This is a genomic window from Fonticella tunisiensis, assembly GCF_004364155.1.
Classification (GTDB): Bacteria; Bacillota; Clostridia; order Clostridiales; family Caloramatoraceae; genus Fonticella; species Fonticella tunisiensis.
This window is the reverse complement of sequence record NZ_SOAZ01000001.1, coordinates 12,401-25,546: the sequence shown is the minus strand read 5'-3', so window position 1 is coordinate 25,546 and position 13,146 is coordinate 12,401. Positions and strand designations below refer to the sequence as shown.

General features: G+C 36.8%; 15 protein-coding genes and 1 pseudogene. 4 read left to right on the top strand and 12 right to left on the bottom strand.

Annotated features, from left to right (window positions below):
* Positions 1–266: 266 nt before the first annotated feature.
* The 10 genes from EDD71_RS00145 to EDD71_RS00100 form a co-directional block, all read right to left on the bottom strand.
* Positions 267–482: a hypothetical protein gene (locus EDD71_RS00145; RefSeq protein ID WP_133626730.1), complete on the bottom strand. Its 216-nt coding sequence runs from the start codon at positions 480–482 to the stop codon at positions 267–269.
* 241 nt (positions 483–723) lie between these two features.
* A complete protein-coding gene (locus EDD71_RS00140; protein ID WP_133626729.1) occupies positions 724–2,892 on the bottom strand; it encodes an oxidoreductase in 2,169 nt (722 codons plus the stop codon).
* Between the two features lie 10 nt (positions 2,893–2,902).
* A complete protein-coding gene (locus EDD71_RS00135) occupies positions 2,903–3,346 on the bottom strand; it encodes an aconitase X swivel domain-containing protein (RefSeq protein WP_133626728.1) in 444 nt (147 codons plus the stop codon).
* Positions 3,347–3,359: 13 nt separating this feature from the next.
* Positions 3,360–4,643: an aconitase X gene (locus EDD71_RS00130; protein WP_341471781.1), complete on the bottom strand. Its 1,284-nt coding sequence runs from the start codon at positions 4,641–4,643 to the stop codon at positions 3,360–3,362.
* A 71-nt stretch (positions 4,644–4,714) separates the two neighbouring features.
* A complete protein-coding gene (locus tag EDD71_RS00125) occupies positions 4,715–6,196 on the bottom strand; it encodes a methyl-accepting chemotaxis protein (RefSeq protein ID WP_133626726.1) in 1,482 nt (493 codons plus the stop codon).
* A 140-nt stretch (positions 6,197–6,336) separates the two neighbouring features.
* Positions 6,337–6,507 carry a transposase gene (locus EDD71_RS00120; protein WP_279232976.1) on the bottom strand — a complete coding sequence of 57 codons (171 nt, stop codon included), beginning with the start codon at positions 6,505–6,507 and terminating at the stop codon, positions 6,337–6,339.
* Positions 6,508–6,629: 122 nt separating this feature from the next.
* A complete protein-coding gene (locus tag EDD71_RS00115) occupies positions 6,630–6,905 on the bottom strand; it encodes an MFS transporter (RefSeq protein WP_133626725.1) in 276 nt (91 codons plus the stop codon).
* Between the two features lie 15 nt (positions 6,906–6,920).
* Positions 6,921–7,196 (bottom strand): thioredoxin domain-containing protein, encoded by a 276-nt coding sequence (locus EDD71_RS00110; protein ID WP_133626724.1) that lies wholly within the window; start codon positions 7,194–7,196, stop codon positions 6,921–6,923.
* A 1-nt stretch (position 7,197) separates the two neighbouring features.
* Positions 7,198–7,605: an Hg(II)-responsive transcriptional regulator gene (gene merR / locus EDD71_RS00105; protein ID WP_133626723.1), complete on the bottom strand. Its 408-nt coding sequence runs from the start codon at positions 7,603–7,605 to the stop codon at positions 7,198–7,200.
* A gap of 155 nt (positions 7,606–7,760) precedes the next feature.
* On the bottom strand, positions 7,761–8,891 hold the full coding sequence (locus tag EDD71_RS00100; RefSeq protein ID WP_133626722.1) for a glycoside hydrolase family 113: 1,131 nt from the start codon (positions 8,889–8,891) through the stop codon (positions 7,761–7,763).
* Positions 8,892–9,335: 444 nt separating this feature from the next.
* Here EDD71_RS00100 and uvsE point away from each other — a divergent pair, with 444 nt between their 5' ends.
* The gene (uvsE, locus tag EDD71_RS00095; RefSeq protein ID WP_133626721.1) at positions 9,336–10,295 is read left to right on the top strand and encodes a UV DNA damage repair endonuclease UvsE; all 960 of its coding nucleotides are present in this window, start codon (positions 9,336–9,338) and stop codon (positions 10,293–10,295) included.
* Between the two features lie 5 nt (positions 10,296–10,300).
* Here uvsE and EDD71_RS15480 read toward each other — a convergent pair whose 3' ends face one another.
* Together EDD71_RS15480 and EDD71_RS15860 are read right to left on the bottom strand one after the other, a co-directional pair.
* Positions 10,301–10,465: a hypothetical protein gene (locus EDD71_RS15480; RefSeq protein WP_207669238.1), complete on the bottom strand. Its 165-nt coding sequence runs from the start codon at positions 10,463–10,465 to the stop codon at positions 10,301–10,303.
* Positions 10,465–10,587, bottom strand: a complete 123-nt coding sequence (locus EDD71_RS15860; protein ID WP_279232975.1) for a hypothetical protein — start codon at positions 10,585–10,587, stop codon at positions 10,465–10,467. Before EDD71_RS15860 ends, EDD71_RS15480 begins: the two co-directional genes overlap by 1 nt.
* A 326-nt stretch (positions 10,588–10,913) precedes the next feature.
* Between EDD71_RS15860 and queC the strand changes: the two are divergent.
* The 3 genes and pseudogenes from queC (at position 10,914) to EDD71_RS00075 (ending at position 12,807) form a co-directional block, all read left to right on the top strand.
* Positions 10,914–11,599: pseudogene (gene queC / locus EDD71_RS00085) on the top strand (7-cyano-7-deazaguanine synthase QueC).
* The gene (locus EDD71_RS00080) at positions 11,592–12,059 is read left to right on the top strand and encodes a 6-pyruvoyl trahydropterin synthase family protein (RefSeq protein ID WP_133626720.1); all 468 of its coding nucleotides are present in this window, start codon (positions 11,592–11,594) and stop codon (positions 12,057–12,059) included. The pseudogene queC and the gene EDD71_RS00080 overlap by 8 nt, the downstream one beginning before the upstream one ends.
* A 1-nt stretch (position 12,060) precedes the next feature.
* Positions 12,061–12,807: a 7-carboxy-7-deazaguanine synthase QueE gene (locus EDD71_RS00075; protein WP_133626719.1), complete on the top strand. Its 747-nt coding sequence runs from the start codon at positions 12,061–12,063 to the stop codon at positions 12,805–12,807.
* Positions 12,808–13,146: the final 339 nt, after the last annotated feature.

Below are 13,146 nucleotides of genomic sequence, written 5' to 3'. Positions count from 1 at the left end.
TTTCTTAATTAATAGTTAATATTCTACAAAGGTCTACAAATTCCTCTATGGAAATTTATTGTTTTTAATATCTAATATCACTTCCTTATCCTCCTTAAGATTATCTAAAATTTTTTTGTCCTCATTCAGTCTTTCAATGACGGAGTGATATGCTGCAAGCTTGTAGTATTTTCCCTGAGCTTATTATAACCCCTCTCTTCAGGTGGAAGAGGAACAAAGCTTCCACTGCCCCTTGAATCTCATAATGGAGTATGCAGCTTCCAACGTTATAATATGCAGCTTCCAACGTTATAAAAAGAAAGTATTCCCCTTAACCTCTCCCCTTTTAAGTATCCATAATAATCGCCGCATCTTCTTTTCTCCATGTTGTTTTCAAGGCCAAACTCGATGACATTCCCAATTAAAAATGTGCTTTCCATATGATTTCTTTCGAGATAATCTATTACTATTTTTCTGCCTTTTTCGCTCAAAATTCTTACCATGTTTATCCCCCTAAAATATTAACCCCCGCGAAGACACAGCAAAGTGACTCCGCAGGGTTATCTGCGTGTAGGATATTCCCTGTGCCGCTCAGGATGACCCCATGCACACTCACTTATTAGGTATATTATTAGCATTATACACTTGGCATATCAATATTATTATAATAGCTTCAAATATTTCGCATCTAAATTAAAGCCCTAAGACACTTTACACCTTAGGGCTTTTAATATTAATCTCCTATTATATAAACCTTGCCACATCGTTTCCACCAGTAATAGCTTCAAAGGCTCTGCCAGGCTGCCTTGAGTCCCCTATGGCATACACTTCATTTGCTGCCTTTTCCCTTAAAAGCTCGTAATAGAGGCCATCATTGGCTCTTCCACCTGTTGAGAATACAACATAGTCTGTGTCAATTACTATCTCCTCTACATCCTTTGGGTCCAGCTTTTTATCAAAGGGATTATGAATATTTTCAGGCACTAAGGTTGTCCATGGAGTATATGGATCCTTCCTCTTTCTATTCGCAAGTATGTAAACTTTATCTTCCTCAAACCTTACCACCCTTGAGGAAGTATAGGCTTTAATTGGAGTTTTTATTGCATCTTCAACCTTTCCTGATGGTGAGCCCTTGCCCATCATCATCCAAAGAAGCATTGAACGATTAGCATGTACTACTCCTGTCATAAGGTCTGGAAGCATCTCTATAACTGTTACCTCAACCCCCTTCTCATACGCCAGGGAATAGGCAAGTTCACAGCCTACAACCCCTCCCCCAATTACAGTAACCTTCTTTACGTCCTCTGGAAGTTTCATGCCACTTTTTAAGAGCTCCCTAGCCTCAATGTGTCTTATCTTTTCTACTCCATCTATCTTTGGAATTATAGGATTAAGGCCGTTTGCACATATTATAACGTCATACTTGCCCTTCAAATCCTCCTTTGTAACCTCTGTATTAAGCCTTATATCAAGGCCCTGCTTCTGAAGGAGCTCCATCTGGTAATTGAGGTTTGATACGTACCTTGCAAGGTCATGTTTTATCTTCATGTTACTTCCTGGAATGAGCTGTCCCCCAAGCCTGTCTCCCTTTTCAAACAGGGTAACCTCATGCCCCCTTAAAAAAGCTGTTTTAGCCGCCTCGCAGCCTCCCGGTCCTCCACCAACTATTGCAACCTTCTTTGGCTTTTCAGCTTTTTTAAGCTTTTTGCTGTCCTCAAAGCCTGTATATGGGTTAACTGTACAGCAGGGATGACCACCTAATATGAAGGACTGAATACACCCTTCCTGATCTCCTATGCAGTGAATAATCTCCCTCTCTCTTCCTTCGTATACCTTTCTTGGCCAATAGGGATCTGCAAGAAGTGGTCTTCCAAGCATTACAAAATCTGCAAAGTCCTTCTCAAGTACTTCTTCCGCAACCTCTGGTTTTCCAAGCTTACCAACAGCTATAACCTTTGCATCTATATTTTCCTTCTTAAAATACTCCTTTAACCTTCCTGCAATCTCCTCAACGTATGGTATATCATTGAAGTATGCAGGTGGGTGTGGGAAGAACCAGTTGTCATAGCAGCCCTTATCAACGTCAAAGGCATCAACTCCAGCCTCTGCAAGGGCCTTACAAAACTCAAGCCCCTCTTCAATCGTTCTTTCCATTCCCCTGAATCTCTTCTTAAATATCTCATCTCCATAGGACTCCTGAAGACCCTGGGTAAGGTCTACACGGTATATTATTGGGAAGTCCTCACCGCATCTTTTCTTTATCTCCCTCACAACGTCTATTGCAAACTGAAATTTATTTTTATATCTTCCAAACTTTCTTCTATTCCAGGGTGAGGAAGTTAGCTGGTCCATAAGATATCCTTCATGTCCATGGAGCTGAACTCCATCGAAACCGCTTACCTTTGCATTTACTGCAGACTGTCCAAAACTTTTAACAATCTTTTTTATCTGCATGTCAGTAAAGGGTATGTGTGGAAGTTGGGGTACATAGAAGTTCCTGTTGATTGATGCTGACTTTAATATCTTACCCTTAAGGGCAGGTTCTGGAGAACCAACCCTTCCAAGACCTGCTGTAAGCTGTATGAAAATCTTTGAATCATAGGAGTGAACCCCTGCAGTTAAGTCCCTCCACCCAGCAAGCCTTGTTCTTGATGAACCATCTATTCTGGGAAAATATGTAGTGTCATTATCCTCTGAAACTGTTGGATCCACGCCATAGGAAACAGGAACAAGGCCCGTAATTAAAAGTCCTGTTCCTCCCTTTGCCCTTTCAACAAAGTAGTCTATCATCTTCTGAAGGGGCCTTCCAATGGGGTCTGCCATGTTTATATTACCCATTGGTGCCATTATGATTCTGTTCTTAACTTTGCATTTACCTATATTTCCTGGTTCGAATAACATTTTGTAATCCATAGCCATCCCCCTATTCTACTATCACAGTTCCATCTTCCTTAATTTCGATAGTTTGTCCAGTTTTTACATACTCTAAGAATTCCTCTCCAAGCTGATCTATTGTAATAATTCTTTTATTAACCCAGACATCTGTTAGAATAACTCCAGCAGCTGCAAGGGAGTCTATATGCTCTGAAAAGAGCATTGCAGCGGGTCCTATTCCAAGCTTTGCGACTGACTCTAAAACCATTCCGCCAGTGGTTGACCCTATTGTCTTTGGAAGGCATATTATTTTACCCGTTAAGTCCTTACCGTATATCTCCTCATTATTCTGGTCCGCACATATAGCCCTCTTTGCCTTTTTAAGTGCGCTCCTTTGGAAGGATGCCAGTATGTTAAGTCCGCTATGGGTAACAACAGCCTCTCCTTTAAGGTTTCCTCCAAGGACAACTCTTCCCTTGAATTCCTTTGACATAACATCACCCCCATTAATATCCCTTAACTATCTTTTCTAATATTTCATCATCAAGATAAAACCTTGAGGTTGTGTATGTTCTAAGCTTATTTGAGTTTGTAATTACTGGCTGCTTTGAACAAATAGGGTTGTTCATATACATAAGGGGACATATGTAAGTGAGTTTTGTTCCTGTTGACATAAGCCTTTCATAGGCCCTATTGTCCTTCTTAAACTTTTCAATCACATCCGGTGGAGCAGAAAGAATTGTTCTAATCTTCACCTTGCTTTGACCCTTTTTCTGAAGCTCCCTTGATATCTTATCTGTCCAGTCATAGAGCTGGTTTAAGGATAAATGTGGACATCCTATAAAGCAAAGCCTTGGCTTCGCGTTCTCATTTTTCCACATCACTGGATAGGATTTTATAATCCTGTCTATTTCAGCATCATCTATCACATAGGTTTTATAGCCTTCTTTTAGGAGTTCTCTCCCCTTTTCAACTGCCTCAGGGGTTATATTTTCAACATGATAAAGTCCAACTGCCCCGTTTGATGCACTTGCTGCTCCCATGTCCTTCAGGTAGTCTGAGGTATCATCTGATATTCCTTCACCTAAGAACCTATCAAGTCCAACTATATAGGGTACATCTTCAACAACCTTCATACCTATTGCGCTTCCAAGTACCTGGGCGTTAGGAAGTCTGCTTGTTTTAACCTCAATTAACCAAGTTGCCATTCTTCCCTCATCGGTTAAAAGCCCAAACTCGGGAGTTTTTCCTATAATCCCTGACAAAAGCTCTATTATGCCTGAGTTTCTATTGGTTCTTGCACCTAATACAGAGTTGGCATACACAACTGCAGAGGATTCAGCCCATGCAAGCACATCTCCCTTTTTAGGAATATTACCCACCTCAGGAAGATAGCAAGCGCAGGTGAAGGCTTTGTCATCCTTAAGACCTACCGCCTTAAGCTGCTCCTCATATTCCTTCTGCTTTCCATACATGATTTTAAACACAAATTTTTGTATAAGATTTGCCTTCACATTTTCATAATCTAAGGGTCTTGGGTCCACTGTAAATTTCTTTTCCGTTTCAAGACCATTTCTTATTAGCTCATCCATCATATCAAATACAGGCTCCAATATAGGTATCCCAAAGGATGTTACAAGATGAACTGGTCCATCTAAATTTACAAGCCTCCTGGCCCCAAAGGTTTCCCCATATAAAACCACTGACTTCATAACCTTTTGAAGTGTTTCACCATGCTTCCCCTCAAGAATTTCCCTCTCCTCCTGGGTAAGCTCCATTTTATATTTCATCACTTTTCCCCCTCTGTATAAATACTTCAAGGGTTAGCACTCAATTATTCAAAATAGGCTAACCCTAAAATTTATCCCTCAACTAATTTATTAAGCTGACCTGTGATTTCCTCAAGCTGAGCAAAACTATTAACAATATCCCCCATTCTATCATCCTGGGAATCAATACTTGCCATGACCTCCTCCATTGCTGCGGTGTTTTCCTCTGTAAAGGAGGCTATGGACTGTATTTCCTGTGCAACCCTTGAGGATGACCCTTTGATTTTCTCGAGCCCTTCATCCACTATATTGGAATGCTCAAGGACATCCTGGCTGTTTATTAATATTTTTTTAAATATATCCTCTACCCTTTCCCTTGCCTTAATGCTCATATCCACTGCCCTTTCCCCAAGAGTTACCTGTTCTGCAACGTTCTTTGTCTTAATCTCGACGTCCTTTAAAATGCTTGCGATCTCCTCAGTTGATTTTCTCGAGCTTTCAGCAAGCTTTAGTACCTCATTTGCAACAACGGCAAATCCCCTTCCATGTTCTCCTGCCCTTGCTGCCTCTATAGATGCATTAAGTGCCAGCAAATTCGTCTGTTCTGCTATGGAGTTTATAGCTTTTAAAATTGCTCCTATCTCATCATTCTTGCTGTTTAGATCTTCCATGAGTCTAACGGTATTTGCAATTATATCCTGCACACGGTTCATATCCGATGATAAACCTTCTATTTCCATCTTACCCACATCAGCTATGTTTGCTATTTCCTTTGAAGCATTCTTCATCTGCCCTGATTTTTTAAGAAGTGAATCTACGCTCTTATCAACCTCTATTATTGATTCACTTATTTCATTAACACTTGCCGTCTGGGAATCCACTCCCTTTAGTATCTCTGTGTAGGCAGCAGCAATATCCGCTGATATCTGGCCCGCAGCATTTACATTATCCTTAAGCTTGGAACTAAAGCTTGTCAAAATCTCTACGCTATTTCTTACCTCATTTAAGACGTTTTCAATTTTATCCTTAGCCTTTAAGGCTTCCACCTGCTTATCGTCTATCTCTCTTCTCATCCTCTCCCCAATTCGGCTCTGAGAAATAAGGATAGCTGTAAATAATATCAAGTATAGATTTAAGGATATTAATGTCTTTTGAGAAATACCTGAAAACATTGTGCCTTTAAAGGCAAAAAATGAGTAGTTAGTAAGTATGAGTCCTAGTATCCCAGTTAACAAAATAGGCCTGTAATCATGATAAAGTGAAACTACTGCAATGCTGTAATAAATTATAAGTATATTGGCAAAGGATGTTGACCCTGTAGATGCCTGTATTATCATAAATGAAAATATCATGGTTGAAATTGAAATTAGGTACATAATATATCCTACCATTTTTCTTCTAATAATCAGGAAAGTTATAAGTGAACAAATAACTGTCCCAGTTATCAAAACCGTTAAAATAGTCTCCCTTGGAAGCTTGTTTGCAACGTCAACGAATACTCCAAGGACAAGGGAGAACCATAAAAGCTTAATAAGAAGCTTATTTCTACCATGAAGAAGCTCCATATCCTTCATACTATTCCCTCCATATTATTGGTATTTAATGACCATGTTTTTCCTATTACAATTATCGCTTTCTTTATGACAAACTTGACAGTTATTTGAACTTATTAGAATAATTTTTACATTTTTGAAAAGAAAAAGTGCTATCCGGTTCACATTTGAGCAAAAGTGAACCGGTGTGTATGGCCTTCACATAGTTTTCTCAATATTTGTCCTATATCTGCTTTTATTTTTCCATATATTATTTGCCTTCGATATTTTGGTGCAAATACAATATGATATTTGCAATTCCATTTAGTATGTGATAAACTTTCATTATCCATATGGATTTTCCTCCTTTGATTTGGTTGTGGTTGGCAAACTCACTTCCATTCTATCAAAGGAGGTTTATTTTTTCTACTCATAGCTTTAAGCCTTTTGGAACCACAGGCATAGCCCGTGGCATTCAAAATACAAAAAGTGCAAAGCCAGATAAAAACGAAGTAAATATAATAGGTTGCCGACCTAAACGGTCTGAAAGCGGACCATATAAAAGTGTCGCTATTCCATAAGGAATCAGATAAGCAGGAACAATCAAGCCAATAGATTCAGCCGATAGCCCAAAAACATTGGCAAGTTTTGGTATAAGAGGAGCGACCATATAAGCTTGAAAGAATATTAAAAATGTCGCCCCAGAAAGCAACCAAAGTAACTTATTTCGATTATCGATTTCTTTAGCCATCTGCAATATCTCCCATTAGCACTGTCCAAGCCCTGCTCTTTTTAGTGCTTCAAAATCAATACCCCTATTGTTGTAACAATCTATTAATTTCCCATTGATAGCAACTGCGGGAACTGATTTAATACCATATTGTTTTGCTTTATTTTCACACTCATTAGTTTCACACTTTTTGTTCAAGTTATACACAATAACTTCACAATTAGGGCAAGCAAGGGCTTTAATTTCTTTTACTGTGTTCTCGCAAATGTAACACCCTGCAGTAAATACTTCTATAAGTCTCTTATTAGCCATCCTAATCTCCTCCTTCCTTAAGTTCTTCTAATATAGGACATTCACTAATTGGACCCTGACCTGGACACTTCTGGGATAAGTCTTGTAAAATAGCTTTTATTTTTTCCAAATCATGTATCTTCAATTCAATCTCCTTAAGTTTTTGAAAAGCGAACCTCTGCACATCTTGGCAATCAAACTCTTGACCGTCAGATATATCAAGGAGTTTCTTTATCTCCGAAAGGGTGAAACCTAATTCCTTGGCCCGCTTAATGAATTTTATCCGTTCAATAGCCTCTAAAGAAAAAAGCCTATATCCCGACTCTGTTCTCGGAGGTTCGGGAATAAGTCCCATTTTTTCGTAATATCTAATAGTCTCAATATTTACATTCGCTCCTTTAGCTACCTGACCTATTGTTAATCCTTCCACTTGTTCACCTCCACAAGCAATTATAGCCCCTGTAGTTAGGTACAGAGTCAAGAGTTTTTAGAAATATTTTTTATTTCTACAATTGAACATAAAATTGCATACGAAGGAGTTAGCGTCTATGAACAATAAAGGCATAGCTAAAGAATGGTTTGATTTTATTGTTTTGGCTTATTTAATTGATTAAAATACCAACTCTTTATTATTTTTGCAGCTTCACTTCCAGGATAATATCGTTTATCGGGGCCATGCTCTCCTATTGCAAATATTGAAAAACCAAGAAGCCATGGTTCATTTTCGAAGGTCTTTTTATAAGCAGCAAAACAGTTTGCCTGTTCCTTTTCATTCATTACATCGGTCTGATATGGATCCCATGGATGTACCGAAGCCTTGTTCGTCCTTGGGAATCCAAGTTCACCGAAGAATATAGGCTTTTTCCATTTGTCATGGAAGCTTTTAATTTCAGCAAGTATATCCTGTTTTCTATCAAAAATCTGTGTACTTCTGATTGCTTTTTCCAAGTTTTCTACAGTGTTAGTGTCTTTATCCGTAAGCTCAAAGTATGCTGCAATGGATATATAATCTACCTTTCCAAAAAGCTTATTATTAAGTTTTTTCTCATATGCTTGCACAGTTGTCGGATCCCATTTTGCAGTATACCACCAGCAGGTTTTGTAGGTTATAAGTCCCTTGTAATAGGTTCTTACATAATCAATTAGATCACACCAATACCCTTCAGCATATTCCATATGAACAAAGTTAGATGCAACAACCAGTGCATCCACATGATAGGGAACAGCTATTTCATCTATTAATACCTTTAGGACATTGGTTTTCCAATTCCAAAAGAATGCATTTATATCATTTGGCATCCAATCAGTTTCATAGTATTGTCCCTTATCTATCCAGGGATATGGTTCGATGATTATGTTTATTTTTTTCCATCTCAGCTTTTTAATGAGCTGCTTTGCTCTTTCAAGACTTTCCTGATTAACTGTCATGTCGCTGGATGACAAATTCTTTATATTGATTACAACAGGTATATTTACAGTATTTAAGCTAAGCTTTTCTATATCATTTAATGCTTCTTCTATCTTATAATCTGTAGAAAGATTACCTGATTTAATTTTTGTTTGGAAATTTTTATTCAGCGTTTTTCCTTCTATCTCGTTAATCTTTTCATTGATTTTTCCTCTAAATTCTGGATTATGTTCAGCATAATACCATACGGTTGATATCGAAAGAAATATTATCGCCATCACAACCGCTATAATTCTCTTCTTATTCATTGTATCACCCTATGAGCTTATTTTAGGGGCATTTTCTATATCTGTAAAAATAGGATACTCTATGGAAATCCTAAGTACATTATACTATCATAATTCCAGGCAGCTTACAATAATATTATTGCTCCTTTGCCCAAGCAAATCTGCTTAGATAGCTCTTTAAGGTTCTCTTGGAAGAATCTGAAGCTGATTTTGGTAAGCTGCTTTGGTCAGATACATCACCTTACAACTGCAGAGTTTCTAACCAAGAATAGTGATACGCTAATCCCCATCTATATAATAGGTGGGGATTATTTTACACTTACGTAACACCTATGATAAAAACTTAAGGGCCCCTTAACATAAGCATATCATAAGTTAGGCTAATGAAGTAAAAAATATAGTTAAATAATATAAAGTACCCCTATTTTTTAACGCTATACCGGGTTATTTTAGGAGGAAACTTTTATGATAATTAACTTGGGTTATGTTGCAATATCAATGAAGCTAAAAGACCTATCACCCAATAAAACAATAACATTAAAAAACCTTGTAAAAATAGATAGAGAACATTGGGAAGTTAAAGTCGAATCCCTGGCTAAACAGAATATTGCAAACACAATAAAAATTTTAAGATATAACAATGCATATGGTATAAAATTATATAGATTTACATCAAAGCTTATTCCTTTGGTAACTCATCCTGAATTTTCGGCCTGGAATTGGAAGGAAATATTTAAAAGTGAATTTCAAGAGCTGGGTAGTGTTGTCAAAGAGACAAATTCAAGAGTTAGTACCCATCCTGATCATTTTACTCTGATAAATAGTCCTAGAAAAGATGTAATGGATGCTTCCATAAAGGATTTAGACTATCACTGCAGTATGTTTGAATTAATGAATCTTGGTTATGAGTATAAAATGGTTATACATGTTGGGGGAATGTACAAAAATAAAGAATACTCAATTAAAAGATTTTATGATGGATTTTTCCAACTTGAGGATAGAATTAAAAAAAGATTAATACTAGAAAATGATGACAAGATATATAATGTTGAGGATGTTTTAACAATATGCAATAATTTAAAAATACCTATGGTGGTTGATATCCATCATGATATGTGTAATCCTTCAAAATATAAGTTAATTGATATCATAGATGATATATTTAGCACATGGAAAGATGAGAAATTTCATCCCAAAATCCATTTTTCAAGTCCCAAATGTGAAAAAGAAATAAGAAGCCATCATGAATATATAAATTCACAGGAATTTATTAACTTCTTAAATGGTATTAGAGGTAAAGTTGGAAACTTTGACGTTATGCTTGAAGCAAAAAATAAAGATTTAGCTGTCTTTAAGCTAATGGAGGATTTATCAGGATATGACCATATTAAAAAGGTTGGAGATGCAACAATAGAAGTAAATTAACATATTTAATTATTAAAAATGTAAAAACTGCAATTGACCAGGAAAATACTGTGTTTCAAAGCATAAGCCGCTTCTTTATTATAAACTGCACCGTCCCTGCCAATATCCGAACCATCAAGGAAATTATCAGTATTAAATTGTATTCCTGACTTGGTTGTATAAACCTCCATTACTCTTCTACTACTCCTGTCATATACCTCAGCAGCCTTCTCTGGAGATTTTCCACAGATTCCATCTCTTCGGTATTTAAGGAGATGTCTGCTCTAAGGATGTTTTGCTTACACCAATACATTCATGTAACGCATTGATTAAAGCATTGCCTTATGTTATAATGGACAAGATAACTGAATAAGACAGTTCGAAACCATCCTGTCTATAAACAAAACTACGGGCAAATTACCTACAAAGGTAATAATTTATATTCAAAGGGACAGGTTTGTCCCTTTTTTTGTTGCAATAATTCCATGGCAGATATAGCAAATGTTTGAATTTGGATTTAATAATTGAGAATAACAATATAAAACGTCCAGCTAACAACCATGAACTGCGGACAATTTTTATCATTTTACTGTTACTTGCAGCTAAAGGGCAGTTATTATAAAGAAAGGATGAATTAATTTGAAAAAAGCAGTGGTTCTATTATCAGGCGGTTTAGATTCATCAGCAGCTTTATATTTAGCAAAATCAGAAGGTTATGAAGTTTATGCCATATCCTTTGATTACGGGCAAAGGCATAATAAAGAACTTTTATGTGCGGCAAAACTAGCAGAAAAAACGGGAGTAAAACAGCATATTATTGTTAAAACAAACATGGATGCCTGGGGAGGATCTGCATTAACTGATAAAAATATAGACGTTCCAGAAGGTGATGAAAATAGAAAGGACATACCAATAACCTATGTTCCGGCAAGAAACATGATATCCTTTCGTATGCAGCATCTTATGCCGAGGCAATAGGTTCCCAGGATATTTTTATCGGAGTAAGTGAGGTTGACTATTCAGGTTATGTTGATTGCAGGCAGGAATTTATTAATGCAATGGAAAATGCCATAAATATGGGAACAGTATTTGCAGTGGAGCATGGAAAAAAGATAAAAATACATGCACCATTTATTCATATGAAAAAATCTGAAGAAATTAAGCTTGGAATGAAGCTTGGGGTAGATTACAGCCTTACCTGGTCATGTTACAGGGGAGAAGAACTTGCATGTGGCGTATGTGACAGTTGTTTATTAAGATTAAGGGCTTTCCATGAGGCAGGATATGAAGATCCGATAAAATATGAGGTAAATAATAATGGTTAACGTATCAATTACTAAAGAATTTACATGGGATATGGCACATATGCTGGCATGCCATGAAGGATTGTGTAAAAATATACATGGGCATACTTACAAGATGCAAGTTGAGGTAACAAGAAAATCCAAGGATTTAATAACTTCTCCAGGAAATTCAGAAGAAGGTATGGTTATAGATTTTAATCATCTAAAAAACATAGTAAAAGACAAGATAATCGATCCTCTCGATCATGCATTCATGTATTGGTGCCAATCCCCGGATTCCTTGGAACACGAAATAGCAGAATTATTAAGAAAACACGGCAGGAAAGTTGTTACTGTGACATATAAGCCTACAGCGGAAGAGATGGCAAGAAATTTCCTGGAAATCTTAAGCCATGAATTTGATAAACACGATATACTAATACGAAGTGTTAAAGTTTGGGAGACACCCACAAGCTTTGCAACGGCAGTACGGGAGGAATAACATGACAGTGGATAAGTTTAAAGGCACAGTCATACCGGTAGTTGAGATATTCAACAGTGTGTCCGGAGAAGGAATATCAGCAGGGACCATTACAACCTTTGTTAGAGTAGCAAGGTGCAACCTAAGGTGCAGTTATTGTGACACCACTTACAGCTATGATGAGTTTAGTGAAAACAATCAAATGATGACTCCTGATGAGATTGTTGACAGGGTATCACAGTTTGGATGCAAGGATATCATATGTACCGGTGGAGAACCGTTAGAGCCTCAAAAGCCTAAGAGATATTTGCCACTTTATTTAGCTTCAAAAGGATTTAAAGTAAGAATAGAAACCAACGGCAGCTGTCCTGTGTACAGCAATGAAGAGCTGGAGTGTTTTTTGAAAGGGGATCGCTTTCAGGTACTATATTACACTCTAGATATTAAGTGTCCCGGTTCCGGAATGTCTAAATATAATATCTTTGAAGAAAATCTAGAGAAACTGCATGAAGGAGATGAGCTTAAGTTTGTAGTAAGCAACCAAGAAGATATAGCCTATGCCATAAAAGTAATAGATAAATATAAAGATATTTTAGTCTTAAACAAGGTGGTCATTAATTTTTCCCCGGCATATGGTCTCATAAAGCCTGAAGAACTTGTAGAAGTGTTAAAAGAAAAACATCAATATTTTTCAAATTATGAACTAAGGGTAAGGTTAAGTCTACAGCTTCATAAAATCATATGGCCGGCAGATGCTAGAGGTGTATAAGTATAAATAGATGTCAGCAAAGGGTGCAAAAATAAGCTAACTCCTATGGAGCTATACAATATATGGCGGATATAACAATACTTTATCTCCATATTAGGAAATATTTTGATCGGGTCTTCTTATTAAATTGTCACGAGCCTGGCATTCTTCTTCTCTTCTGTATTAACTTCTTTTGTTCAACATTTAACTGCGTAGCTTCATCTCCTCAATATCCACCCAAAATGTTACATAATTTTCACATATATTATAACATTATTTGGCATTATGTTTAAAATATTGTTTAAATATACAAACGATAAAGATTATTTTATTAAATTTTATACCTTAAATAAAGTGAGT